Source organism: Micromonospora sp. NPDC005367 (assembly GCF_040606825.1).
Taxonomy (GTDB): Bacteria; Actinomycetota; Actinomycetes; order Mycobacteriales; family Micromonosporaceae; genus Micromonospora.
In genome coordinates, this window is the sequence record NZ_JBEXFP010000042.1 from 1 (window position 1) to 24,772 (window position 24,772).

Here is a 24,772-nt window from a genome sequence, read left to right on the forward strand (position 1 = left end):
GCGGCGCTGGGCGCCGCCGACGCCCGGCTCGCCCCGGTCGCGGCACCCACCCTGCCCGCCCCGCGCCGTCGCCCGGCCGCGGTCCGCGCCGAGTTCGGCGTCCACGCCGAGCAGCCACTGATCCTCTCGGTCGGTCGGCTGCACCCGCAGAAGCGGTACGACGTGCTGATCGACGCGGCCGCGCGGTGGCGTACCCGCGACCCGGCGCCCGTCGTGGTGATCGCCGGCAGCGGCCCGGCCTACCTGGCGCTGGCCGCGCGGATCTCCGCGGCCCGGGCGCCGGTGACCCTGCTCGGTCACCGCACCGACGTGGCGGACCTGCTCGCCGGTGCGGACCTGGCCGTGGTCACCAGCGACTGGGAGGCCCGCCAGCTCTTCGCGCAGGAGGCGCTGCGTGCCGGCGTACCGCTGGTGGCGACCGCCGTCGGTGGCCTGCCGGACCTCGTCGGTGACGCGGCGGTGCTGGTGCCACCCGGCGAGGTGGACGCCGTCGACGCCGCGGTACGGGAACTTCTCGACGACGCGGATCGGCGGGCCGCGCTGGGCCGGCGCGGTGCGGAGCGGGCCGCCACCTGGCCCACCGAGGCGGACACCGTCGCCACGCTGGCCGCGCTCTACGCCGAACTCGCCGCGCACCCGGACGGCCCGGCCGCCGCGGACGCCGGCACACCCGGGTCGGGACCACGCTGATGCTGCGCCGACTTCTCCCCGTCGTGCTGAGCATCATGGTGGTGGTGCTCGGCGTCACGGCGCTCGCCGCCCGGCCGCAGCGCAGCCTGCCGCACCGCACCGCCGACTTCGTGGTCATCGCCGGGGTAGCCGGGCTGCGCTGGGAGGACGTGGACCCGCAGACCACGCCCACGCTGTGGCGGATGGCCGAGCAGGGTTCCATCGGTTCCCTGTCGGTGCGCTCCGCGCACCGCCCCACCTGCCCGGTGGACGGCTGGCTGACCCTCGGCGCGGGCAGCTTCGCCGCGTGGTCCGGTGACCGGCCCGCCGGCAGCTGCCCGGTCCAGACGGTGGCCGTGGAGCGGCCCGACGGCAACGGGGCGAACCTGCCCGACCAGGAGACCGTGGTCCACTTCAACCAGGAACAGCTGCCGTGGGGGGCCGTGCCCGGATCGCTCTCCGAGTCGGTGCGCTGTTCGGTGGCGGTCGGCCCCGGCGCCGCGGTGGCCGCCGCCCGGCCGTTCGGCCGGGTGGACCGGTACGCGTCGGCGCTGCCGGACGACCCGACGAAGTTGCTCGGCTCCTGCGTGCTCAGCATCGTCGACCTCGGCACCGTCGACGGCGCCACGAAGGCGCAGCGGGTGGCGGCGGCCCGGGCGGCCGACCGGCAACTGGCCCGGGTGCTCGCCGCTCGTCCACCGCGTTCGCTGGTGCTGGTCGCCGGGGTCTCCGACACCGACCGGTCGGCCCGGCTGCACGTGGCGGTCGCCGACGGGCCCGGCTGGGAGGGCGGGTGGCTGACCTCCGCGACCACCGGCCGGGACGGGTACCTGCAGCTCGTCGACCTCGCGCCGACGGCGCTGGCCGCGCTGGGCAGACCGATGCCGGAGCGCCCCTTCGTGGGTCGCCCGGCGGTGGCCGTCGACGGTCGCCCCGACCTGGCCGACGCGATCGCCCAACCGCTGGACGCCGAGCGGGAGGCGGCGAACCAGCGGGGCGTCGCCGGCTGGTTCTTCGCCCTGCTCGCCGCCGCTCTGATGCTGCTGGCCGTGGCGGTGCTGCCGCTGCTGCGCCGGGCGCGCCGACACGCCGGCCCGTACGGCCCGGAGCCGGTCCCGCGGCGGGTGGTGGTGCTGGTGGAACTGCTCCTCATCGCCGCCGCGCTGACGGTGCCGGCCGCGCTGCTCGCCGACGCGGTGCCTTGGTGGCGGGCGGACCGGCCCGGCCTGGTCTTCGCCGGGGTGACCGCGCTGCTGGTGCTCGCCGGCACCGCGGCGGTCCGGATCGTGCCGGGCTATCGCAGCACCCTCGGGCCGTTGGGCGCGGTCGCCGCCCTCACCGTGCTCGTCGTGGGGGCCGACGTGTTGACCGGGTCGCGGTTGCAGCTCAACGGTGTGGTCGGCTACTCGGCGCAGGCGGGTGGCCGGTACGCCGGGCTGGGCACCGTCGGGCTCGGGGTGTTCCTGGCCGCCGCGCTGCTGAGCGCGGGCTGGCTCGCCCAGCACGTACGCAAGGGCTGGCGGCCGGCGGTGATGGTGGCGGTCACCGGGCTCGCCGTGGTGATCGTGGGCAGCCCGTACCTGGGTGCGGATCCGGTCGGGGCGATCGCGTTGACCGCCGGGCTCAGCGTCGCGGCGGTGATCAGCGCGGGCGGCTGGCTGACGGTGAGCCGGTTGGCCTGGGCGGTCGTGGCGGCGATGGCGGTCACCGTCGGCGTCACGGTGGTCGACCTGCGCCGCCCGGCGGCGGAGCGGGGCAGCCTCGGTCGTTTCCTGGCCGCCATCGGCGACGGCTCCGGCGGGCTCACCCTGCACCGTTCCAGCGCGGCCAACTTCGACACCCTCGTGAGCAGCCCGCTGACCGTGCTGGCCCTGGCCGGCGCGTTGCTGGTGTGGTTCGCCCTGTTGCAGCCCTGGGGCGGGCTGATGCGGCTGTTCGGCATCTACCCGGCGATCCGGGCGGCGATGGCCGGCACCGCGGTGGCGGCGGTCATCGGCGGGGTGCTCGGCGGCGTGGCGCTGGACGTGGCCGGCGCGGCGGCCGCCCTGGTGGTGCCGATGGCGGCGTTGGCCGCGCTGCGGGTGCTGGACCACTCGACCGACCGGACCGTGCCGGCCGCCGGGCGGACCCGTGCCGAGGACGCGGGTGTGGCCGGCGACGGACCGGCCGACCCGTCCAACCCACCGGCCCGTCCGGCCCCGTCCGGGCAGGAGCCACCGGCCACGGATCAAGGCACGGGTTCCGGCTCGACCGCCGAACCGGGCGAGGCCCGGGCCGACCGGCGGCCGTCGGTGCCGTCGCCCCGGCCGTCGCGCCCGGTCACCGCGCGCTGACCGACCGCCGATCGCCGCGCCGTGACGGCCGTGACCTCGGTGCGGCCTGCGTACCACCGCCGTGGAGGTGTTACCGTGGAATCCCGTGGATCGCGTGATCACTTTGCTGATCGGCTCGGCGTTCTGCACGACCGCTACGGACGACACGGGAGCAGGCCTTGGCCCCTTCAGCACGGACGACCAGGCACATTTTCGTCACTGGGGGCGTTGCCTCCTCGCTGGGTAAGGGGTTGACCGCCTCCAGCCTCGGCAACCTGCTCACCGCGCGGGGTCTTCGCGTGGTGATGCAGAAGCTCGACCCGTACCTGAACGTCGACCCGGGGACGATGAATCCGTTCCAGCACGGTGAGGTCTTCGTCACCGAGGACGGCGCGGAGACAGACCTCGACGTGGGGCACTACGAGCGGTTCCTGGACCGGGCGTTGTCCGGGAAGGCGAACGTCACCACCGGCCAGATCTACTCCGAGGTGATCGCCAAGGAGCGGCGCGGCGAGTACCTGGGTGACACGGTGCAGGTGATCCCGCACATCACCAACGAGATCAAGTCGCGGATCCTCGGCATGGCCGACCCGGACGCCGACGGTGTGGTGCCGGACGTGGTGATCACCGAGGTGGGTGGCACGGTCGGTGACATCGAGTCGTTGCCGTTCCTGGAGGCGATCCGGCAGGTCCGCCACGACCTGGGCCGGGACAACTGCTTCTACCTGCACGTGTCGTTGGTGCCGTATCTGGCGCCGTCGGGTGAGTTGAAGACGAAGCCGACGCAGCACTCGGTGGCGCAGCTGCGCAGCATCGGTATCCAGCCGGACGCGTTGGTGCTGCGCTGCGACCGGGACATCCCGGACAAGGTCAAGGAGAAGCTGTCCCTGTACTGCGACGTGGACCGGGAGGCCGTCACGGCCGCGCCGGACGCGCCGAGCATCTACGACATTCCGAAGGTGCTGCACCGAGAGGGCCTCGACGCGTACGTGGTGCGCCGGCTCGGGTTGTCGTTCCGGGACGTGGACTGGGCCAGCTGGGACGATCTGCTGGAGCGGGTGCACCAGCCGCGGCACACGGTGACCGTCGCGGTGGTGGGTAAGTACGTGGACCTGCCGGATGCGTACCTGTCGGTCAGTGAGGCGATCCGGGCGGCCGGGTTCGGTCACCGGGCGCGGGTGCAGCTGCGGTGGGTGCCCAGCGACGAGTGTGTGACCGCCGCCGGCGCGTCGGCGGCGCTGGCGGGGGTGGACGGCATCGTCATCCCCGGTGGGTTCGGGGTGCGGGGCATCGAGGGGAAGATCGGTGCGTCCCGGTACGCGCGGGAGAACCGGATTCCGCTGCTCGGTCTCTGCCTCGGCCTGCAGTGCATGACCATCGACGTGTCCCGGCACCTGGCCGGTCTCGACGGGGCCAACAGCCTGGAGTTCGACGAGAAGGCCCGGCACCCGGTGATCGCCACGATGGCCGACCAGCAGGACATCGTCGCCGGTAAGGGCGACCTGGGCGGCACCATGCGCCTGGGCGCGTACCCTGCGAAACTCACCGACGGTTCGCTGGTCGCCGAGGCGTACGGCAGCACGGAGATCAGTGAGCGGCACCGGCACCGCTACGAGGTGAACAACGCCTACCGCGACAAGCTCGCCAAGGCCGGCCTGCACATCTCCGGCACCTCGCCGGACGGCCGGCTCGTCGAGTTCATCGAACTCGACCGCAGCGTGCACCCGTACTTCGTCGCCACCCAGGCCCACCCGGAGCTGAAGAGCCGACCCACCCGACCGCACCCGCTGTTCGCCTCGTTCGTCAAGGCCGCGATCACCTATTCGCAGGCCGACCAGCTCCCCGTCGACCTGGACGCGCCGGCCGCCGAGAAGGCCGCCCGCAACGGGGCCGCGGCGAAGGCGGCGTCGGCTTCGTGAGCGCCGTCGAGCACCGCTACGAGGTCCGTTCCCGCGAGCAGCGCTGGTCCGGCCGGATCTTCGACGTGGTCACCGAGGAGGTGACCATGCCGGGCGGCGGCACCGCGCCGCGCGACATCGTCCGGCACGTCGGTGCGGTGGCGGTGGTGGCGTTGGACGACGCCGGCCAGGTGGTGCTGATCCGCCAGTACCGGCACCCGGTCGGGCGGCACCTGTGGGAACTGCCGGCCGGACTGACGGACGTCTCCGGGGAGGACCTGGCCGCCGCGGCGGCGCGGGAACTGGCCGAGGAGGTGGACCTGACCGCCGGGCGGATGGACGTGCTGGTCGACCTGCACAGCTCGCCCGGTTTCACCGACGAACTGGTCCGGGTGTTCCTGGCCCGCGACCTGGCGGGCGTGCCGGCCGAGCGGCGGCACGAGCGGCGCGACGAGGAGGCCGACCTGCAGGTCGTACGGATCGACCTGGACGAGGCCGTGGCCATGGTGCTGGCCGGTGAGATCACCAACGCGTCCTGTGTGGCCGGGCTGCTCGCCGCGGCGCGGGCCCGCGACACCGGCTGGTCGGCGCTGCGCCGGGCGGACGCCCCGTTGGTGCGCTGACCTGGGAGTCTCTCGCGACGAGAAGGGGCCGTGCGGTGCGCCGCACGGCCCCTTACGTGTTTCCGGATGTCAGTCGCGCAGCGGGCGACCCTGTCCGTCGACGCCACCGTTGACCAGGATCAGGATGCCGTCGATGAAGCCCCAGAGGGCGCCGACGCCGCACGTCACCAGGGTCACGACGAGCTGCAGCACGCCGATCTTGGTGTGGCCCATGTAGAACCGGCCGACGCCCAACGAACCGAGCACGATGCCCAGGATGCCCGCGACGACCTTGCTCTTGTCGGAAACGCCCTGGGGATACCCGGGCTGGTAAGGAGGAGTGGTCATGAGGCGACACCCTAGTGATCCACAGGCGTCCTGTCCGCAGCGGCACCCTGTTGATGGGACGATGACGGACGAACACTGTCCTGACGGCTGATGGCGATGTCCACCGTGTGACACCTGACAGTCCGTCAGGGGGCTCCCGCACCGGATATCACTCTGCTGGCCCGCACGGGGTCACGGCGCGCCTAGACTGCCGCCGGCGGGACCGGTGGACCGCGGCGGCAAAGGGGCCGTCGCGCACCGCGCAGTCGGGGGAGTGCGCCGCCCCGGAGAGAGGTGTCTGCATCGTGAAGGTCGGAATCCCACGCGAGGTCAAGAACCACGAGTACCGCGTGGCGATCACGCCGGCGGGCGTCAACGAGTTCGTCCGCAGCGGTCACCAGGTCTTCGTCGAGGCCGGTGCCGGCGTCGGATCCAGCATCTCCGACGACGACTTCACCGCCGCCGGCGCCAAGATCCTCGCCACGGCCGACGAGGTGTGGGAGACCGCCGAGCTGGTGCTCAAGGTCAAGGAGCCGATCGCCGAGGAGTACCACCGGATGCGCGAGGGGCAGGTGCTCTTCACCTACCTGCACCTGGCCGCGTCCAAGGAGTGCACCGACGCGCTGCTCGACCGCAAGGTGACCGGCATCGCGTACGAGACGGTGGAGCTGCCGGACCGGTCGCTGCCCCTGCTCGCCCCGATGTCCGAGGTGGCCGGTCGGCTCGCGCCCCAGGTGGGCGCGTACCACCTGCAGGCGCAGGGGGGCGGTCGCGGCATCCTCATGGGCGGTGTCTCCGGGGTGTACGCGGCCAAGACGGTGGTCATCGGCGCCGGTGTGTCCGGCATGAACGCCGCCGCCATCGCGCTCGGCCTGCAGGCCGAGGTGCTGCTGCTGGACAAGAACGTCGGGCGGCTGCGCCAGGCCGACGCCATCTACCGGGGCCACCTGCAGACGGTCGCCTCCAACGCGTACGAGGTCGAGCGTGCGGTGCTCGACGCGGACCTGGTGATCGGCGCGGTGCTGGTGCCCGGCGCCAAGGCCCCGACGCTGATCTCCAACGAGTTGGTCTCCCGGATGAAGCCGGGCAGCGTGCTCGTCGACATCTCCATCGACCAGGGCGGCTGCTTCGAGGACTCCCGTCCCACCACGCACGCCGACCCGACGTACCGGGTGCACAACTCGATCTTCTACTGCGTGGCGAACATGCCCGGCGCGGTGCCGCACACCAGCACGTACGCGCTGACGAACGTCACCCTGCCGTACGCCCTGGAGCTGGCCAACAACGGCTGGCGCGAGGCGCTGCGCCGTGACCCGGCCCTCGCCCTGGGCCTGAACACCCACGACGGTCGCGTCACGTACGGTCCGGTGGCCGAGGCGCACGGCATGGGCGTCCTCCCGCTGGCCGACGTCCTCGCCTGACAGGGCCGCGGTCTGAGCGCTACGGCGGAGCGGGCCGGGGCGGGCGTGGAGCCCGCCCCGGCCCTGCGCCGTGCCGTGCGCACCTACCTCGACCACCTGACCGTCGAACGAGGACTGTCCGCGAACACCCTCGCCTCGTACCGCCGGGATCTGGAGCGCTATCTCGCGACCCTGGCCGGCGCCGGCATCGGCGACCTCGCGTCGGTCGGCGCCGGTGTCGTCGAATCACACCTGGCCCGGTTGCGCAGCGGGGACGACGAGCATCCGCCGTTGGCCGTCTCCTCGGCGGCCCGCGCGGCGAGCGCCGTGCGCGGTCTGCACCGCTTCGCGCTGCGTGAAGGGATGGCCGGGGCCGACCCGAGCCGGGACGTCCGCCCGCCGAAGCCGCCGCGCCGGCTGCCCCGCGCGCTGCCGGTCGACGACGTGGTGCGGCTGCTGGAAACCGCCGGCCCGGTCGCCGTGACCGGTGCGGAAGCGCCGCTCGCGTTGCGTGACCGGGCGCTGCTGGAGTTCCTGTACGGCACCGGGGCGCGGATCTCCGAGGCGGTCGGCGCCGCGGTGGACGACGTGGACCCGGACGAGGGCACGGTGTTGTTGCGCGGAAAGGGCGGCCGCACGCGGCTCGTGCCCGTCGGCGGGTACGCGGTCGAGGCGCTCCGGGCCTACCTGGTGCGGGCCCGCCCCGGGTTGGCCGCCGCTGGCCGCGGAACCCCGGCGGTCTTCCTGAACGCGCGCGGCGGCCCGCTCTCCCGGCAGGGCGCCTGGACGATCCTGCGCCGGGCCGCCGAACGGGCCGGCCTCCCGGTCGACGGGCCGGCCGCCGTCTCCCCGCACACGCTGCGCCACTCGTACGCCACCCATCTGCTCGACGGTGGCGCGGACGTGCGGGTGGTGCAGGAACTGCTCGGCCACGCGTCGGTGACCACCACGCAGGTGTACACACTGGTCACCGTCGAACGGTTGCGCGAGGTGTACGCCACGGCGCACCCGCGAGCCCACGGCTGACCGGGGTAAGTCGTCGTGGACCGGCTCGGGCGGGGCCCCGCCCGACACGCCGAACGGGTAATGAACCGCCTGCTGGCCGGTGGCGTACAGTCGGCATCGGCGCGGATCCCCTAGAGCTGTCGGGCCGGGGTGCGCAGCGGCGCCGCGAAGGACGTCGGAGGGCTCCGGCGCCGGGTGGTCGTCGGGAGGGGGCAACGAGGACATGGCTGGCAACGAGAACCGTGCCGAGACGTGGACGTCGGAGCTCCGCGAGCAGCAGGCCGCGCTCGGCAACGACCTCGGACCGGCGGATCCCGCCGCCTACACGATGCGCAAGCCGATCCCCGAGCCGATGCCGACCGACCGGCACGGCCCGGCGCGGATCATCGCGATGGCCAACCAGAAGGGCGGCGTCGGCAAGACCACCACCACGATCAACCTGGGTGCGGCGCTCGCCGAGTACGGCCGCAAGGTGCTGCTGGTCGACTTCGACCCGCAGGGCGCGCTCTCGGTCGGGCTCGGGGTCAACCCGCACAACCTCGACCTGTCGGTCTACAACCTGCTCATGCAGGACGACATCACGGCCGAGGACGTCCTGATCAAGACGGACGTGGCCGGGCTGCATCTGCTGCCGGCCAACATCGACCTCTCCGCCGCGGAGATCCAGCTGGTGAACGAGGTCGCCCGGGAGATGGCCCTCGCCCGGGTGCTGAGGTCGATCCGCAAGGAGTACGACTACATCCTGATCGACTGCCAGCCGTCGCTGGGCCTGCTGGCCATCAACGCGCTGACCGTCGCGCACGGCGTGCTCATTCCGCTGGAGTGCGAGTTCTTCAGCCTTCGTGGTGTCGCCCTGCTGCTCGACACCATCGACAAGGTCCGCGAGCGGCTCAACTTCGACCTGGAGCTCGAGGGCATCCTCGCCACCATGTACGACAGCCGCACCACCCACTGCCGGCAGGTGCTGCAGCGGGTGGTGGAGGCGTTCGGCGACAAGGTCTACCAGACGGTGATCACCAAGACGGTGAAGTTCCCCGAGTCCACCGTCGCGGGCGCCCCGATCACCACGCTCGATCCGGCCTCGTCCGGTGCCCGCAACTACCGCCAGCTGGCCCGTGAGGTGATCGCCGCGCAGGCCGAGCGGTAGGTGCCGGTGCCCTTTCGCGTCCCGTCAACTACGGTCGTCGGGTGACCGCCCCGCCCCTCGACCAGCCCGCCGCGCCCGAGCAGCCGTCGTCCGGGCCCGCCGCCCGCCCCGGTGCCGCCGCGTCGGACGCGTCGCACGTCGGGCCTCCATCGCAGGTTGAGCCGTCGTCACCGGCGGAGTCGCCGGAGGGCCCTCCAACCGGGCCTGGGGGTGAGCCGTCGTCGGCCGGCCCGCAGACCGAGCCGGTGGGCGAGTCGTCGGCCGAGGAAGCGGGGGAGAGCAGCGGCTTCACGGTCCGGCTGGCGAACTTCACCGGACCGTTCGACCTGCTGCTCCAGCTCATCGGCAAACACAAGCTGGACGTCACCGAGGTGGCGTTGCACCAGGTCACCGACGAGTTCATCGCCTACATCCGGGCCATGGGCGACCAGTGGGACCTCGACGAGGCGAGCGAGTTCCTGCTCATCGCCGCCACCCTGCTGGACCTGAAGGCGGCCCGGCTGCTGCCCGCCGCCGAGGTGGAGGACGAGGAGGACCTGGCCCTGCTGGAGGCGCGGGACCTGCTCTTCGCCCGGCTGTTGCAGTACAAGGCGTTCAAGGAGGCCGCCGCGTTCATCGCCGACCTGGAAGCGGTCGGCGGTCGGCGGTACCCGCGCGCGGTCTCCCTCGAACCCCGGTACGCCGAGGCGCTGCCCGACCTCGTGCTCGGTATCGGCGCGGAGCGGCTGCGTACCCTCGCCGTCCGAGCGATGACGCCGAAAGTGGCCCCCGAGGTCTCCATCGCCCACGTGCACATGGTCCGGGTCAGTGTCCGGGAACACGCGGCGATCATCTCCGAGCGGCTGCGCCGGGCCGGTACCGCCACCTTCTCGGCGCTCTGCGCCGACTGCGAAGCCACCCTGGAGGTGGTGGCCCGGTTCCTGGCGCTGCTGGAGCTCTACCGGGAGGGCCTGGTGGCCTTCGTCCAGGAGCAGGCCCTCGACGAGTTGACCATCCGGTGGACCGGTCCCGCCGACGGCGGCTCGGACCTGCAGATCGACGAGTACGCGGGCACGCCAGCCGAGGCTGGCACTCCGGGCACAGCACCTGCCGGACCCGCAGACCCCGCAGCCGGCCCGACCGGAAGCCGCGACCTGGGCACGAGCGAGGATTGACGCGATGAGCAACGAGGAGACCCGCAACTCCCTGGCCGACCAGGCCGCCGCCTGGGTCCCACCCTGGCAACGTCCCAGCCCACCCCGGAACGCCCCGGAACCGCCCCGACAGGAAGACCGCGCAACGGAGGCACCCCCGGCGGGGCCACCGGTTTCCGGGGGCGCGGAACCGGTCGACGTCGCGAGGACGGCCGAGCCCGACGGCATGCCGGCCGAGGAACGTGCGGCGGCGCCGGGGACGGCCGCCTCCGACGGCGTGCCGGCCGAGGAACGTGCGGCGACGCCGGAGACGACCGCCTCCGCGCCCGCGGCCAGTGACGCCGCGGCGGGGGAGGGGACGGCTGCTCGCGTACCCAGGAAACAGCCGGCGCCCCGACGGCGGGTGACCGCGGCCCCGGAACCCGCGTCGCAGCTCGACGAGGGCGAACTGCGCGGGGCGCTCGAGGCGATCCTGCTGGTGGTGGACGAGCCGGTCAGCGAGGCGACCCTGGCCGAGGTGCTGGAGCAGCCGGCAGCGCGGGTCGGCGCGATGCTGGACCAGATCGCCGCCGGCTACACCGCGTCCGGGCACGGTTTCGAGCTGCGCCGCGCCGCCGGTGGCTGGCGTCTCTACACCCGCCCGGAATACGCGGGATACGTGGAACGGTTCGTCCTTGACGGGCAGTCGGTACGGCTGACCCAGGCCGCGTTGGAAACGCTCGCCGTGGTCGCCTACAAGCAGCCAGTCACCCGCTCACGAATCTCGGCGATCCGGGGTGTCAACTGTGACGGGGTGATCCGTACCCTGGTCACCCGCGGCCTGGTGGAGGAGTGCGGAAGTGAGCCGGAAAGCGGCGCCTTCCTCTACCGGACCACCACCCTGTTCCTTGAGAAGCTGGGTTTGAACACGGTCGACGAGCTGCCGCCGCTCGCGCCGTTCCTACCCGATGATGTGGAAGAGCTGAGCGATGTCACGCGATGACCGCACCCCTCACACCGACGCCCCCGAGGGCGCCGAGCGCCTGCAGAAAGTGCTGGCCGCCGCCGGTGTGGGTTCCCGACGCGCCTGCGAGGACCTGATCTTCCGACGCCGGGTCACCGTCAACGGGCGGGTCGCGCAGCTCGGTGACAAGGTCGACCCGGCCACCGCCGTGATCCACGTCGACGGGGAGCGACTGGTCACCGACACCCGGCTGGTCTACCTGGCCATGAACAAGCCACGCGGCGTCGTCTCCACCATGGCGGACGAAAAGGGACGCACCGCGCTCGCGGACTTCCTCGGCAACCGGGTCGAGCAGCGCGTCTACCACGTCGGGCGGCTCGACGCCGACAGCGAGGGCCTGCTGCTGCTCACCAACGACGGCACCCTGGCGCACCGGCTCATGCACCCCTCCTACGGCGTGCCCAAGACGTACCTCTGCGAGGTGTCCGGGCCGATCCCGCGCAACCTCGGCAAGCGGTTGATGGCCGGCGTGGAGCTGGAGGACGGCCCGGCGAAGGTGGACTCGTTCCGGGTGGTGGACACCCTGGGACGAACCGCCCAGGTCGAACTGACCCTGCACGAAGGACGCAAACACATCGTCCGGCGAATCCTGGGCGAGGCCGGGCACCCGGTGTCCCGGCTCATACGTACCTCGATCGGCCCGATCCGCCTCGGTGACCTGCGCGCCGGGCGGACCCGCCGGCTCACCAACGCCGAAGTCGCCGCGCTGTTCAAGGCGGTGGGTGACTGACCCCGCCGAACGGGGTACGGCTGCCGGTAGGCTCCGTGGCGGTCGGGTGCCGGCCGCGCGGTGGCGCGGGTCGCGCCCGGCGGCGTCGCGCGCGCTCCGCTCGGAGCGGCGGGCATCATTGACCAGGAACATCCGCTCGCGGCGCCGGAAGGCCGGCGATCCGTGAGGTACGGGCTGAGGAGGACGACGGTGGAAGACAACGTGCGGGCCGGGCGATGTGTGGTCGCTGTGGACGGGCCGTCCGGTTCGGGAAAGTCCACCGTCTCCCGACGGCTGGCCGCTGGTATCGGCGCCCGCTACCTCGACACCGGGGCTATGTACCGGGCGGTCACCTGGGCGGTGCTGCGCTCCGGCGTCGACCTCACCGACGCCGAGGCGGTGGCCAAGGTCGCCCAGGAGGTGGACCTGCGCATCGGGACCGACCCGCAGGGGTACGGCGTCACCGCTGACGGTGTCAGCGTGGACGCGGACATCCGTGGACCCGAGGTGACCAAGGCGGTCTCCGCCGTGGCGGCCGTGCCGGCCGTACGCGCGCTGCTCGTCGCCCGGCAGCAGGAGATGATCGCGAACGCCGGACGGATGGTGGTGGAGGGACGGGACATCGGTGCCGTGGTGGCGCCGGACGCCGACCTCAAGGTCTACCTGACCGCGTCCGAGGCCGCCCGGGCGGCCCGGCGCAGCGCCGAGGACGCCACCGATGCGGTGGTCACCGCCGCGGACCTGGCCCGCCGCGACCACCTGGACTCGACCCGCAAGACCTCTCCGTTGCAGCAGGCGTCGGACGCGGTCGTGCTGGACACCACCGAGCTGGGCATCGACGAGGTCGTCCAGCAGTTGCACGCCCTGCTCACCGAGCGGGGAGTGGCATGAGCGAGCAGAACATCGGAACCAACGCGGTTGAGCCTCGTGCCGGCGCGGACCGGAAGGAGGTGTCGGCATGAGTGACGGCGGCGGTTGGGTCGAGCTTCAGGAGCCGGACCTCGACACCGAGGAACCCACCGGCCCGCAGCCGGTGGTGGCCGTCGTAGGCCGACCGAACGTCGGCAAGTCCACGCTGGTCAACCGGATCATCGGCCGCCGGCAGGCGGTCGTCGAGGACGTCCCCGGGGTGACCCGGGACCGGGTGCCGTACGACGCGCAGTGGGCCGGCCGGACGTTCACCGTGGTGGACACCGGCGGTTGGGAACCGGACGCGAAGGACCGGGCGGCGGCGATCGCCGCGCAGGCCGAGACGGCCGTGGCGACCGCCGACGTGGTGCTCTTCGTGGTCGACGCGATGGTCGGTTCGACCGATGTGGACGAGGCCGCGGTGCGGATGCTGCGCCGCAGCGCCAAGCCGGTCATCCTGGTGGCGAACAAGGCCGACAACACCTCCATCGAGATGGAGTCGACCTCCCTGTGGTCGCTCGGCCTGGGCGAACCGCTGCCGGTGTCGGCCCTGCACGGCCGGGGCTCCGGTGACCTGCTCGACGCGATCATGGCCGCGCTGCCGGAGGCGCCGGCGATCGTCGAGCACGGGCCGCGCGGCCCGCGCCGGGTGGCGCTCGTCGGCCGGCCGAACGTGGGCAAGTCCAGCCTGCTGAACCGTTTCTCCGGCGAGCAGCGGGCAGTCGTCGACTCGGTCGCCGGCACCACCGTCGACCCGGTGGACAGCCTCGTGCAGATCGGCGGCGAGACCTGGCACCTGGTCGACACCGCCGGCTTGCGCAAGCGGGTCGGCAAGGCCAGCGGCACCGAGTACTACGCGAGCCTGCGTACCGCCTCGGCCATCGAGGCGGCCGAGGTCGCGGTGGTACTGCTCGACGCGAGCGAGCCGATCAGCGAACAGGACCAGCGGATCCTGTCGATGGTCACCGAAGCCGGCCGGGCCCTGGTGATCGCCTTCAACAAGTGGGACCTGGTCGACGCCGACCGCCGGTACTACCTGGACAAGGAGATCGACCGGGAACTGCGCCGCATCCCATGGGCGATCCGGCTGAACCTGTCGGCGGAGACCGGCCGCGCGGTCGACAAGCTCGCTCCGGCGCTGCACAAGGCGCTCGCCAGCTGGGAGACCCGCATCCCGACGTCGCGGCTCAACCAGTGGCTCACGGCACTTGTACAGGCCACGCCGCACCCGGTGCGGGGAGGTCGGGCGCCGCGCATCCTCTTCGCCACCCAGGCCGGTGCGGCGCCGCCGCGCTTCGTGCTGTTCACCACCGGGCCGCTGGACGCCGGCTACCAGCGGTTCGTCGAGCGCAAGCTCCGCGAGGAGTTCGGCTTCGAGGGCAGTCCGATCGAGATCTCGGTACGCCCGCGCAAGAAGGTCGGCCCCGGCGGCCGCGGCAAGGCGCACGGCTGACCATCTGCTCCACGAAGCGGGCCGGGTCGGGGAATCCCCGACCCGGCCCGCTTCGTCCACTCGCCCTTGTCCCGTCCCGCCGGTTCGGCCTTGTCCCGGCCCGGTTCGGTCTTGTCCCGTTTCGGGCTGCTTCGGCCTTGTCCCGTTTCGGCTCGCTTGGTCCGCTCGGCCTCCCGCGTGTGCGCCCCCGGTTGATCCACTCGGGTTCATTGAAGTCGCGGTAACCAACCCGAGCCGACACCCCGACTCCATGGATCCCGAGTGGATCAAGCCGCCACCCGCTATCAACGGTGACCCGGATCGCTTGCCCGGCGACCTGGCCGACAGCCCAGAAACACCCTCCAACCTATCTCCCTAGGACGCTTCAGTGGTGGTGTGGCCGATCATGCCGGCCGCGGTGCCGAGGGGGCTGTGCGTGACCGGTGGGGCCTGTGCGGACGGCGTGAGGAAGCTGCGCTAAGCTGTACCGGCTGCCGCAGGGGAGACCAGGCGGGGGCATCGGGACGTGGCGCAGTTTGGTAGCGCACTTGACTGGGGGTCAAGGGGTCGTCGGTTCGAATCCGGCCGTCCCGACAGGTAAAGCCCTGACCAGCGGAAACCCTGGTCAGGGCTTTTGTATTCGTCTATGAGGTTTTGAACCTCCCCGAAAGCCCCTTGCGGGGCGACCACGACCACGTCACGACGGAATCCGGCGGGAACGCCTCCGGCATGACAGACATCCCTCCAGCGAGGAGCACATCCTCACAGGTCAGGAGTCGACCGAATCGGGGCAGTCCCTCTACCGCCGCGTCGGGCATGGCGGGCAGACTGCCGGCATGAGTTACGACTTGGCGGTCTGGGAAGGCGAGCTGCCGGCCGACGACGGTGCTGCTGGCAAGGTCTATGACCAGCTCTACGCCGCGTACATCGAGGGTGAGGAACTGCCACCGACCCCGCGCATCCGCGCCTACGTCCTTGCGTTGCTTGACCGGTGGGTCGACATGCCTGACGACGAGCACGATGTGAGCCGTTGGTCCGTTGGTCCGTTGATGGACGAGGCATCGGGGTCTTTCGTTTACTTCACGGTGCGGTACCGCATGTGTGAGGAGGTGTCGGCCGAGGCGGCGTGCATGGCGGCAGACCGCGGGCTGGTCTGTTACGACCCGCAGTGGGAACGCCTTCGCCCGACCGTCGACGAGCGAAACGTCGCATTCCCCTCGCGGGCCCGTTCGGTGGTTGACGACGGCCAACGCCGTTCAGCTCCTGGCATGGCTGCCAGCGTGGTGACTCAGGTCGAGCCAGGTCACTGCCGAACGACTTTCGACCGTGTCCACACTTCCTAAACCGTTGCGGATTCCTTCGCTACCTGCGCCGATCTTGGGGACCGGGTGGTCCTCGACGGCGCCATCGCCCGCACCGGCACGGGCTGCGTCCACGGCATCGCCTGGTACGCCGCCAAGCTCGGCTCAGCTCTCGCCGGTCTGTGCGCGGACCGCGACTCAGAGCCGGCCAACGCGCTGATGTACGGCATCCGGTTCACGGCAGACCAGCACCGCGACACCTGCGACCCCAGCCACCCGGCACCCTCGGCCGCGACTGCCACGCGCACGCTCAAGGACACCGCATTGGAGTACTCGGTGCTCGGCGACACGCCGACCCGTGCTGCATGAAGTGGGCGCACAACAAGCGCAGCGACGACACCACCGCCGTCTAAGCCACCCTGAGCAGCCAATACACGCGGAGAGCCGGCCGGCTGCCGGCAATGTCGGTCTCAGGACCTGCGTGACGGATCAGTCTCGGGACGTGAGTGGCAAGTCCGGCTAGGGACTGCATCGAAGTCCGGCGAGGTAGCTCTTCTCGGCCTACTCGGTGAACGCGGGGAATGAGCGCATCTTGTCGAAGCGGCCGGCGGCCAGGTCGCCGAATCTGATCAAAAAGCGTCCGAAGTGAACATCGTATTCGGTGGGGAACTGGGCGAGCGGCACCCATTCCCGAATCAGTCGGGATTCCTCTTCGCGACGCCAGCGGATCCTCTCGGACCGCGGAAGGTCAGGTTCGGTCTCCAGTCGGGCCCGGAGGCTGGCACGCGCCATCTGCTCCTCCGGAGAGTACGAGCCTCCGATTCTTTTCGTGTATCCACCGATGCGTAGGGATGACAGGCCCATCCCCGTCGGCCAGAGATCCTGGACCAGTGCGATGAGTTCATCGGTGTGTGTCAGCTCACCAACCAGCTGCTTCACGGTGTCCGACGCGAACATGAGGCGGTCGTCCATGTCCTCGTCGTCGGGCTCGAGCCCGGGTGGCAGCTCCGGTACGACCTCGGCATAAAGCCTGTACTCGGGGTAAGGGCGCAGGACCTCACGGTCGGACGGCAGCTGCCGGACCGCTGTCTCGGTGCCTGCGGGGACGTACAGGACCCGCGCGTACGCGTCGTAGCCGCGACTACACGCGTCAAAGGCTTTCTCAGGGTCCAGGAAGAAGAGCAGCGAGCCGTCCACCGGCAGGGGAAGCTTCTCGACCTTCGGAAGGGCCGCGCAGTGGAGGGACGCGACGAACGGCAACGGAATCCCGCGCTCGGACGGCCACTCCGTGCGGGCAGGTAGCCGGGGCAGCCCGCCGCTCTGCCCGACAGCATCCTCGCCGCCGTCACCGCCACCTACCCAGATCGCGAATCGCAGCTGCTCGGCGAACCTGTCAACCTGATCCGCCGGAAGGCCCCGCTCAATCGCTTCGCGGCGAAACGACCCGTACAGTTCCATAGCGGAGCATCATCCCAGAGGCGTTCCGGGTCCATTACATGCCGGTCAGCCACTTCGACATGGGCCCCTAGATCTGATGGATGCGGACTCCGTCTCAGGTGGCAGCCTGTTGTTGTGTTTGCGGAGCCGTGGAGTGACTACTCCTGGTTGTTCGACCTGACTGCGGTTGATCCCGTCGTTCGCAGCCAGGCGCTCGCCCGCCATAGGGCATTGATCGCTGCGGCCCTCGCCGCGTTGCAACGGGCGATTGCCCTGATGGCCACGACGACCCTGCGACGCGCGTCCAGCCTCAGCCGGTCGCTGACGGACCAAATTCGCGCGGAGCGGCGCTGCCACAAGGAACAGACGGGTTACGCGCACCAGCTGGCCGCGTTGGCTCAATACCGGGTAAGGGACCTGCCGACCTCGGCTTCACCATCAGCCCGCCAAGTGTCACGCAGGTCCCGAGGCCGACGGCCGGCTGCCGGCGTTGCTGGGCGGCGGATTGATGATGAAGGTCTTCTCGGCTCGGTTCATAGGTAGTCGAAGTAGCGGGTCCACCACGTGTCGCCGGGGCCGTCGTAGCGCTTCCAGAGGGGGCCTTCGGGGATGAGGGTGTAGCCGAGGTCGTCGACCGCGGCGGAAATGTCGATGCGGCCGTGGAAGCTCGCGTCTTGCACCTCCCGGTCAACGTCGCATTGGCAGCCGAAGCCGCGGTTGATTCGTTCGGCCAGTTGGTTGAACCGTGCCCTGGCTCGCTGATGGTTGTAGTTCGCGGGGAACTCGAGGTGGTTGCGGTCGTTGAGGGAGCACAGCAGCTGCCAGAGCTGGGCTTCGTCGGCCGGCATCCGGTCATTGTGCCTGCGTGTCCTTAATCTGCTGTGCTGAGGTTTGCGGGCCGTGAACCGGGCGATGAGCTTGGTGGTGGTCCGGGCGACTTCGGTGAGGCGCTGATCGCCGTCGTAGACGCGGAAGGTGGCGTCGGCGGCTTCGACAGTGACGGTGCGTCCGGCGTGGGCGATGCCGGGGCGGATGCGCCAACCAGAACGCGCCTTCGCCGCAGGGGATGCGGGTGGCCTCGGCAACCCACAGGCGGTTCGGCGCCTCAGCGGTGAACTGCCGGTTGATCAGATCCGGAGCCGGTGTCGCCTTCGGGTTCGGCCGGGTCGACGGGATGCGTCACTTCCTGCGCAGGAATGCGCCCTGCAGCCAGCGTCGCGCATCAACCGCTCGACCCGCTCGCGGCCCACTCGGCGGCCTTGGCGGCGCAGCATGGCGTGCACCCGCGGACTGCCGTAGGTGTCGCCCGACACGTGATGGATCTCCGCGATCTCCACTGCCAGTTCTGCGTCCTCGCGTGGCCGAGCGGACGGGTGGGCGACCTGGGCGAGGCAGCCGTGGTAAGTGGAGACGGCCACGCCGAGGACCCGCAGGACGGGCTCGACCCCGAAGCGATCGCGCAGCTCGTCGACAAGCGTCACGACCGCTGCCGAGTCGGGTCGAGTTCCGAGGCGAAAATGCCGACCGTGGCGGTCACGGCTGAACCTGGGCGAAGGCCTGGCCAGCCGTGCTCAGGCGAACCTGAGCCCGGCTGGCCAGGTCACGTGCGGCTAGGCGCCGCCGGACTCTGCGCCGGGCAGCCTCCGCACGACGGTCAACGTCACATCGCCGTCCTGGTAGGACACCCTGAACATGTGGCGGCCCTCGTTCAGGACCCGCCGTTCCGGCAGGGAATGGAAGTTGCCCTTGATCGAGTCGCCGCTCATGATCGTCAGTACCGTGCCCGGAGTGAGGGGCGCGCGAACGTCCAGGGTGAGTTCGCCGTCCAGCACCAGGTCACCCGCGGCGCGCACGCTCGTGTAGTCGTGGTCGCCGGAGATGGTGATGGCGAGGCGACCCGCTCGGCTGATGGTCACGTTGCCGCCGACGTTCAGGACGTTGCCGGGCGCGACGTCGGTGAGGGTGATGGACACCGCGGACGCCGCTTCCTCGGACGACAGACCGGGCTGCAGCACGCCGCGGTCGACGTCGATGCTGCCCGCCACGAAACCGGTGCCGCCGAGAGTGCCGCCCTTGACGTCGATCGAGCTTGCGTGCGAGCCGGTGATCGAAAGCTTGCCGCCTTCGACCGTCGTGCCGCCCTCGTAGGTGTCGTTGCCCGTCATGACCAGCGTCCCGGAGCCTTGCTTGGTCAGAGATGCCGTGTAGCGGTTGTTGTCGATGTTGTTCTGGATGTAGGCGGCGCGCTTGTCCATCCATTCCTTGCGCCACTTGACCGCGTCTTCATAGGTGATCTTGTCGTACAACTCGGGGTGGCCGTCAGTGATGGCCTGGATGTAAGGGTCAGCCAAAATCCCCTGAAGCATGAAGGCCTGTTCGCTGAGCGTGCCGTCTGGGCTCAGCACGTTGGGGCCGAATTCACCGGCGTAGGCCGTGCCTTGCTCCTTGTAGCCCGCCAGCCACTCCAGGTCTTCCCTTTCCCGTTCCTTGATCGCCACCTGGCCGATGTCGTTCGACCAGACGTCCAGGGGCGCTTTATCCATCTTGTAGGTCATCGGGCTCAGGAACTGGCCGGGACCGTACATTCCCTTGGCCAGATCGGGAATCCCCCAGCCCCAGCGGTCGTCCGGAAGGCCGTCGGGAGCGGTCCAGGCGATGGATGCCCCGGAGGGGGAGGTTTGCCCGGTGCCAAGGAACCTCACGCCGTCGGACATCTTGTTGTTCGCCGTGGTGAACATCAGCTCACGCACCTGCTTGGCGTCCATGTTCGGGTAGCGGGAGAGTAGAACCCCCATCGCCGCTGTCGCGACGGGTGTGGCCGGTGACGTCCCGCTCGAGTTTGAATAGTTGGTGTCACCACCGCTGTTCGTGGTCCGGACGCTGTTTGAAGGGGTGGACACGGTCCACCATTTGGCGAGCCCCCCCTCGTTGTACCCCGACTGCTTCGTGTATTCGGGATTGGCCGCCGTGGGCGGTTGCACCCCGCCGACGGATACCCACTGCCGTTCCGCCGGGGGATTGAAGAAGGGGTACGCCGGGCGGAAGAACGGGTTGCTCCAGTCGTTGTTACCGGCCGACCGTACGTTGACGGTGCCACTGTCCTTGATGGCGTCCCAGATGGCATCCATGAAAGAGCGTCCGGGGTAGTTCGGATTGTATTGAATGCCGTCTTCCAAATAGCTCTTCTTGAACAAGAAGAACTGGTACTCCAGGTCCTTCAGGTACTCGTTGGGGAGGACGGTCGCCATCGCCGTGGCGCTGGCGCTGTCCTTGCCACGCAGTTGGTAGGCGTTGGCGAGGTTGCCGTTGACCCCAAGGTCGTTCCCCAGGCCGTCGAAGCGGGTTCTGTCAATAGTCCGGACATAAGAGCCCCAACTGCTGTTGATGACCTGGGCACCTGCGTCGACCAGGGCCTTGTTGGCTGTGTGCCAGTACACGTAATCGTGGAAGGGGCCGTGGGACTGGGTATCGGAACCGCCGGTCTTGGCGACGTACATCGTCGACCCGAAGACGATGCCGTGCTGGTCCTTGCCGTCGCGGATGCCGGAGGTGACGCCAAGCATGCCGGTCCCGTGCGAGTAGTCGCTTGTTCTCGCCTGATCGCCGGCCACAGTGAAAGGCTCGCCCGCAGTGAACGGGTTGCCCGGGGTTGCTGCGTTGCGATACCCGAAGCCGGACGTGCCGTAGACACCCTCCGCTCTCACCGGAACGATGAGCCCGGTCTGGAATGCTTCGTGTGTAGTCCGGTAGCCCGAATCCATCATGCCCAGCGCGACGCCCTGCCCGAAGTACCCCAGGGCGTAGGCGGTGGACGCGTTTACCGCGACGAGCTGCCACGGTGAATCGACTGCTGTGCCGGGAGTGGCAGGATCATGGCCGGTGTAATATCCATACTCCGGCGTTTCCCAGCTGGCTTTGGCCGCGTCTAGTTCCCCTGGGTTCCTGGCGACAAAGCCCGGGTCTCCCGGGTACGTGCACTGCGTGCAGCCGGTCGGGGACGCCAGTCCGCCGCCCGTATTACCGGGGACCGATGTCGAACCTGTTTTGGGTGATGCCGAGGCGAACCCGGCCGGGAAGAGTGCGACGCCTGCCCCGGCGGCAAGGGTGCCTCCCAGCCGCTGCAGGAACTGCCGCCGACTCGTGGACCTCATGCTCATTTCGGTTCCTTCCCAAATTGGGCGATATCTCTAACGAGCGGGTGCGACCGGTTGCGTCCGAGCCGCATGATCCACACACGCTGGTCGAGACAAAATAAGGAAACACTGCCACGTCAGAACGGCGAGCTGGAACTCTCCCACGCGTGGCCTCCCCTACATGATCACCAATTAGACTGCGACGGATGTGCCTCGTCAAGAGGGCAAAATCCACCCGCCGGAAGCGACTTGAGCGACTCCTCCGCATCGATTCGCGCAACTTTCAGGGACCGGCGCTGGGGCTCCTCACGGGCCCGGACGAGTGACGGTCCTGGTCGAAACTCGACCGGTGCTGAGCTGGGGTTTCATGTCAGGGCGGGGAGTGCGGCCTGTCGTCCACGGCAGCCCGGCGTGCGCGAGGCGCGCGTGGTCTCGGGTTGCCTCAGCCCAGCACTGCCACCTCCTGACCGCAGCAGCAGGATCGCCGCCTCCTCCGCACGGATCCGCTTGCTTCAGCTCGACGGCAGGCCATCCAAGACCGGCGGGCAATGGCCCGGCTGCAGGTTGACGACATGCCCCGTCAGGTCCGCGCGATGGCTCGAACGAACGACGACGACTGCGGGCCGACCTTTTCCAACGCTGGGCGCGGGCACTGCCGACACGTTTCGGGTGGGGTTCACGCCGACTGGCCGCGACAAGGGTTCGGCCTGTTTCAGCTCTAGATCGAGGGCATCCCGATCGGAGGCGCCAGTACAACGGCGCTGCCCCGGTGCGAGCAGCTCCGGTCGCGTGTCAGTATCACCCGGTGCGGACCTGGGACCAGCTGAGTCACGCCGCGCAGTGCCTCATGGTTAACGCGCGAGAGCACGACTTGCTGCCCGCTGTGCTGTACGACTGGCGTACCGATGTCGATTTCACGGTCAGGCTACGTCTGGCGCCCGCGGAACTCGCCCCGGTCTTGATCAGACTGGTCAACGAGGGGCTCATCGAAGTACGCCGCCTGACGCCCGAAAAAGATGCCCTCGGCACCTACGAAACCGTATCGCCGGCTGACCTGCCCAGCGTCCTGGCCGACGTCGCAGTATGGGATTACTCCGACCGAGGGTGGGATGACCGAGACGACGGCCTAGCGATCGTGGAAACGCCGGCCGGACAGCAACTATCCCGGACAGACCGTTCAGGGGTGCCCAACCCCCAAGCCTCGAACCCCTACCTCAAGTAATCGAGACCGGGACACCCCTCTGTGCCCGTTGGGTGCCCCGATGCAGGGGTGAGAAGGGCCCAACAACGACGGCAGGCGCAACGCCTCGACCAGCGTGGACACCAGGTAACCGGACTGCCGACGGCAAATGATCGACAAATCCTAAACCGTGTCGCAGGTTCGCATCCTGCCGGTGGAACGATCACCGGTCAGTCACGCTGGCGTTGCCGTGGATCGGATGGACTGCATGGACGGCATGGACGGCATGGTGGTGCTGCCCAGTGTCCTACCTCGCGACCTGCCGAATTCCTCTTCAGGATCACGGCGGGCGACAAAGCGGGCCGCGCCGGCCCGGCCCCGCCCTGCTGGCGACCTGCGGCCGGTATCGGCCGGACCGGCGGGCCACGCTGGCGGACTACAAAGCTATTGCCCTCCGGGCGGGGATCTTCGAGGGAGATGGAGCAGGCCGTCCGGATGGTGCGGTGGTCGGTGGTTACGCGGGCCGCCACCTCCTTCATGAGTGCCAGGCGGAGCCGAGAGACCATGGGCCAGGGTGTGTGGGACTCATGGCGGAGATGGCTCTGAGTACCACCGTGTGACAGCAGGACCGGAAGCTCGCGGTGAGACGGTGGGATCCATCATCATCAACCGGTTTTCATCGGCAGCCAGATCATGCAGGATCAGCCCTCGGAGCGCCGAGACGTGGAGGCATCGCCATGGACGCCGACAATGCTGAGAAGGCCGCGAGGATGAGATTCCTCGTCGCCGGGACTGCCTTTTTCCGCGCCGGTCAGGTGGCCGCGTGGGCCGGAGTGGTCTACGCCCTTGTGGCGGTGGTGCAGCGGGTCATCGGCTAAGAGCAGGGCGAGCGTTCCGCATCCAGTCCGCAGGAGGTCGGCGAACGGCGGGGGAGTGGTGCGAGATGCCGAGAGGCGTTTCCGCTGCTAGAAGCTCGTTCGTACAGCTCGCCGGGTCGCTCAACTAGTGCCCCGTCATGCAGCTTTGAACGGGTAATCCGGGTGGCGGATCTTGGAGTTGATTGCGAATCCGGATTTCGGGTGTGCTCGCTGGTTGCGCCAGCGGATGTAGTCGCCGATGGCGGCGTCCTGCTCGGCGTGGCTGCGGTGGTCGGTGCCGTTGAGAGCGAAAGTACCGCACCGCGGCGAACTCGGCCTCGATCCAGTTCAGCCACGACGCGTACGTGGGCAGGAACACCAGCTCCACCTGGTTGGCGGCGCACCAGGCGCGGACCTCGGGATGTTTGTGCGGGGAGAAGTTGTCCACGATGAGGTAGAGCCTGTCGTCTGGCCAGCGGCGGCGCAGGGTCTTGAGGAAGCTGAGGAACTCGCGCCAGCGTTTGCGGTCGCGGATGCGGTAGTGCAGACGCCCGGTGGTCAGGTCGAGCGCGGCGATCATGTGCCGTACGCCCTGGTCGCGGGTGTAGGTGGCCCGCAGCCGCACCGGCTGGCCCTGCGGGCGCCAGGCACGGCCGGGGCGGGGTTGCAGGTTCAACGGGCCGAACTCGTCGACGCAGATCACCCGCCCGTCCGCTGGCGGGTGGTCGTAGAGGTCCAGGACCCGGCGCATCTTGGCCGTGAAGTCGGGATCCGTGCTGGCCTTCCACGTCTTCGTGGCCTGCCACGACACCCCGCGCTCATGCAGGATTCGCCGGATCGTCTCGACGCTGATCGTCGTGACGTAGCCGGCCTCGATCAGGTAGTCGCGCAGCTTGACCAGGGACCAGCAGGAGAACGGTTTGCCGAGGAAACGGGGGTCGCACCGGGCGATGACGCAGATCCAGTCGCGGGTCTGCTCATCGATCCGTCTCGGTGCGCCCCCGCTCCATTTTGGGTCCAGCGCGTCGAACCCCCGATCGTTGAACGCGTGGATCACATCGCGGACGTAGTCCTCGCTGGTCTTGAGCAGGTGCGCGATGTCCGGCGCCGGCTGCCCCTGAGCCGACATCAGCACCACGATCGCCCGACGTAGCTTCACCGGATCCTTCGCCGTCCTGGTGATCCGCTGCAACCGCTGACCCTCGGCCATCGACACCTGCCGGACAAACACCTCCGGGCGTCTACCCACCCGGCACCACCTCCCACAGCCTCAAACACTGGGAGACAGCCTGCCTGACTGGTCATCAGAACCGTTGGA

22 protein-coding genes and 1 tRNA gene are annotated in these 24,772 nt (G+C 69.9%); 17 read left to right on the forward strand and 6 right to left on the reverse strand.

Annotated features, from left to right (window positions below):
* The 4 genes from ABZS42_RS24345 to ABZS42_RS24360 form a co-directional block, all read left to right on the forward strand.
* Positions 1–690, forward strand: a 690-nt coding sequence (locus tag ABZS42_RS24345; RefSeq protein ID WP_355148909.1) for a glycosyltransferase family 4 protein, incomplete at its 5' end; no start/stop codon positions are given.
* Positions 690–3,002: a hypothetical protein gene (locus tag ABZS42_RS24350; RefSeq protein ID WP_355148911.1), complete on the forward strand. Its 2,313-nt coding sequence runs from the start codon at positions 690–692 to the stop codon at positions 3,000–3,002. The genes ABZS42_RS24345 and ABZS42_RS24350, both read left to right, overlap by 1 nt.
* A 158-nt stretch (positions 3,003–3,160) precedes the next feature.
* Positions 3,161–4,900, forward strand: a complete 1,740-nt coding sequence (locus tag ABZS42_RS24355; protein ID WP_355148913.1) for a CTP synthase — start codon at positions 3,161–3,163, stop codon at positions 4,898–4,900.
* The gene (locus ABZS42_RS24360) at positions 4,897–5,502 is read left to right on the forward strand and encodes an NUDIX hydrolase (RefSeq protein WP_355148915.1); all 606 of its coding nucleotides are present in this window, start codon (positions 4,897–4,899) and stop codon (positions 5,500–5,502) included. Before ABZS42_RS24355 ends, ABZS42_RS24360 begins: the two co-directional genes overlap by 4 nt.
* A gap of 69 nt (positions 5,503–5,571) precedes the next feature.
* Here the strand turns inward: ABZS42_RS24360 and ABZS42_RS24365 are convergent, their stop codons facing one another.
* Complete coding sequence (locus ABZS42_RS24365; protein WP_355148917.1) at positions 5,572–5,829, reverse strand: TM2 domain-containing protein; 258 nt, start codon at positions 5,827–5,829, stop codon at positions 5,572–5,574.
* A 284-nt stretch (positions 5,830–6,113) separates the two neighbouring features.
* Between ABZS42_RS24365 and ald the strand changes: the two genes are divergently transcribed.
* The 11 genes from ald (at position 6,114) to ABZS42_RS24420 (ending at position 16,216) form a co-directional block, all read left to right on the forward strand.
* The gene (gene ald, locus ABZS42_RS24370) at positions 6,114–7,229 is read left to right on the forward strand and encodes an alanine dehydrogenase (RefSeq protein ID WP_355148919.1); all 1,116 of its coding nucleotides are present in this window, start codon (positions 6,114–6,116) and stop codon (positions 7,227–7,229) included.
* Positions 7,230–7,241: 12 nt separating this feature from the next.
* Positions 7,242–8,234, forward strand: a complete 993-nt coding sequence (locus ABZS42_RS24375; protein WP_355149008.1) for a site-specific tyrosine recombinase XerD — start codon at positions 7,242–7,244, stop codon at positions 8,232–8,234.
* A gap of 202 nt (positions 8,235–8,436) precedes the next feature.
* Positions 8,437–9,360: an AAA family ATPase gene (locus ABZS42_RS24380; protein ID WP_350793057.1), complete on the forward strand. Its 924-nt coding sequence runs from the start codon at positions 8,437–8,439 to the stop codon at positions 9,358–9,360.
* 245 nt (positions 9,361–9,605) lie between these two features.
* The gene (locus ABZS42_RS24385; protein ID WP_355149010.1) at positions 9,606–10,514 is read left to right on the forward strand and encodes a ScpA family protein; all 909 of its coding nucleotides are present in this window, start codon (positions 9,606–9,608) and stop codon (positions 10,512–10,514) included.
* Between the two features lie 4 nt (positions 10,515–10,518).
* Positions 10,519–11,475, forward strand: coding sequence for an SMC-Scp complex subunit ScpB (gene scpB / locus ABZS42_RS24390; protein ID WP_355148922.1), 957 nt, complete (start codon positions 10,519–10,521; stop codon positions 11,473–11,475).
* Entirely contained in the window at positions 11,462–12,226 is a 765-nt protein-coding gene (locus ABZS42_RS24395; RefSeq protein WP_355148924.1) for a pseudouridine synthase, read from the forward strand. The genes scpB and ABZS42_RS24395 overlap by 14 nt, the downstream gene beginning before the upstream one ends.
* 189 nt (positions 12,227–12,415) lie before the next feature.
* A complete protein-coding gene (cmk, locus tag ABZS42_RS24400) occupies positions 12,416–13,096 on the forward strand; it encodes a (d)CMP kinase (RefSeq protein WP_355148926.1) in 681 nt (226 codons plus the stop codon).
* 67 nt (positions 13,097–13,163) lie between these two features.
* Complete coding sequence (der, locus tag ABZS42_RS24405; RefSeq protein ID WP_355148928.1) at positions 13,164–14,567, forward strand: ribosome biogenesis GTPase Der; 1,404 nt, start codon at positions 13,164–13,166, stop codon at positions 14,565–14,567.
* A 499-nt stretch (positions 14,568–15,066) separates the two neighbouring features.
* Positions 15,067–15,140 (forward strand) — tRNA-Pro (locus ABZS42_RS24410).
* 242 nt (positions 15,141–15,382) lie between these two features.
* Positions 15,383–15,889, forward strand: coding sequence for a hypothetical protein (locus tag ABZS42_RS24415; protein WP_355148930.1), 507 nt, complete (start codon positions 15,383–15,385; stop codon positions 15,887–15,889).
* 45 nt (positions 15,890–15,934) lie between these two features.
* Positions 15,935–16,216 (forward strand): hypothetical protein, encoded by a 282-nt coding sequence (locus ABZS42_RS24420; RefSeq protein WP_355148932.1) that lies wholly within the window; start codon positions 15,935–15,937, stop codon positions 16,214–16,216.
* 192 nt (positions 16,217–16,408) lie between these two features.
* Here ABZS42_RS24420 and ABZS42_RS24425 read toward each other — a convergent pair whose 3' ends face one another.
* The 4 genes from ABZS42_RS24425 to ABZS42_RS24440 form a co-directional block, all read right to left on the reverse strand.
* A complete protein-coding gene (locus ABZS42_RS24425) occupies positions 16,409–17,305 on the reverse strand; it encodes a DUF1963 domain-containing protein (protein WP_355148934.1) in 897 nt (298 codons plus the stop codon).
* A 512-nt stretch (positions 17,306–17,817) separates the two neighbouring features.
* Complete coding sequence (locus ABZS42_RS24430) at positions 17,818–18,369, reverse strand: hypothetical protein (RefSeq protein ID WP_355148936.1); 552 nt, start codon at positions 18,367–18,369, stop codon at positions 17,818–17,820.
* Positions 18,370–18,411: 42 nt separating this feature from the next.
* Positions 18,412–18,765 carry an IS3 family transposase gene (locus ABZS42_RS24435; RefSeq protein ID WP_355148938.1) on the reverse strand — a complete coding sequence of 118 codons (354 nt, stop codon included), beginning with the start codon at positions 18,763–18,765 and terminating at the stop codon, positions 18,412–18,414.
* Positions 18,766–18,894: 129 nt separating this feature from the next.
* Positions 18,895–21,441: a S8 family serine peptidase gene (locus ABZS42_RS24440; protein ID WP_355148940.1), complete on the reverse strand. Its 2,547-nt coding sequence runs from the start codon at positions 21,439–21,441 to the stop codon at positions 18,895–18,897.
* A 781-nt stretch (positions 21,442–22,222) separates the two neighbouring features.
* Here ABZS42_RS24440 and ABZS42_RS24445 point away from each other — a divergent pair.
* Both ABZS42_RS24445 and ABZS42_RS24450 read left to right on the forward strand, forming a co-directional pair.
* Positions 22,223–22,639: a hypothetical protein gene (locus ABZS42_RS24445; protein WP_355148942.1), complete on the forward strand. Its 417-nt coding sequence runs from the start codon at positions 22,223–22,225 to the stop codon at positions 22,637–22,639.
* A gap of 695 nt (positions 22,640–23,334) precedes the next feature.
* A complete protein-coding gene (locus tag ABZS42_RS24450; RefSeq protein ID WP_355148944.1) occupies positions 23,335–23,475 on the forward strand; it encodes a hypothetical protein in 141 nt (46 codons plus the stop codon).
* Positions 23,476–23,599: 124 nt separating this feature from the next.
* Here the strand turns inward: ABZS42_RS24450 and ABZS42_RS24455 are convergent, their stop codons facing one another.
* On the reverse strand, positions 23,600–24,703 hold the full coding sequence (locus tag ABZS42_RS24455) for an IS630 family transposase (protein WP_355148946.1): 1,104 nt from the start codon (positions 24,701–24,703) through the stop codon (positions 23,600–23,602).
* Positions 24,704–24,772 lie beyond the last annotated feature (69 nt).

What these genes read in the sequence shown, in the direction of transcription:
- ABZS42_RS24350 (WP_355148911.1), top strand. Translation starts at nt 690, where the DNA reads ATGCTGCGCCGACTTCTCCCCGTCGTGCTGAGCATCATGGTGGTGGTG.
- ABZS42_RS24365 (WP_355148917.1), bottom strand. Translation starts at nt 5,829, where the DNA reads ATGACCACTCCTCCTTACCAGCCCGGGTATCCCCAGGGCGTTTCCGAC.
- ABZS42_RS24380 (WP_350793057.1), top strand. Translation starts at nt 8,437, where the DNA reads ATGGCTGGCAACGAGAACCGTGCCGAGACGTGGACGTCGGAGCTCCGC.
- scpB (WP_355148922.1), top strand. Translation starts at nt 10,519, where the DNA reads ATGAGCAACGAGGAGACCCGCAACTCCCTGGCCGACCAGGCCGCCGCC.
- ABZS42_RS24395 (WP_355148924.1), top strand. Translation starts at nt 11,462, where the DNA reads ATGTCACGCGATGACCGCACCCCTCACACCGACGCCCCCGAGGGCGCC.
- der (WP_355148928.1), top strand. Translation starts at nt 13,164, where the DNA reads ATGAGTGACGGCGGCGGTTGGGTCGAGCTTCAGGAGCCGGACCTCGAC.
- ABZS42_RS24415 (WP_355148930.1), top strand. Translation starts at nt 15,383, where the DNA reads ATGAGTTACGACTTGGCGGTCTGGGAAGGCGAGCTGCCGGCCGACGAC.
- ABZS42_RS24425 (WP_355148934.1), bottom strand. Translation starts at nt 17,305, where the DNA reads ATGGAACTGTACGGGTCGTTTCGCCGCGAAGCGATTGAGCGGGGCCTT.
- ABZS42_RS24440 (WP_355148940.1), bottom strand. Translation starts at nt 21,441, where the DNA reads ATGAGCATGAGGTCCACGAGTCGGCGGCAGTTCCTGCAGCGGCTGGGA.
- ABZS42_RS24450 (WP_355148944.1), top strand. Translation starts at nt 23,335, where the DNA reads ATGGACGCCGACAATGCTGAGAAGGCCGCGAGGATGAGATTCCTCGTC.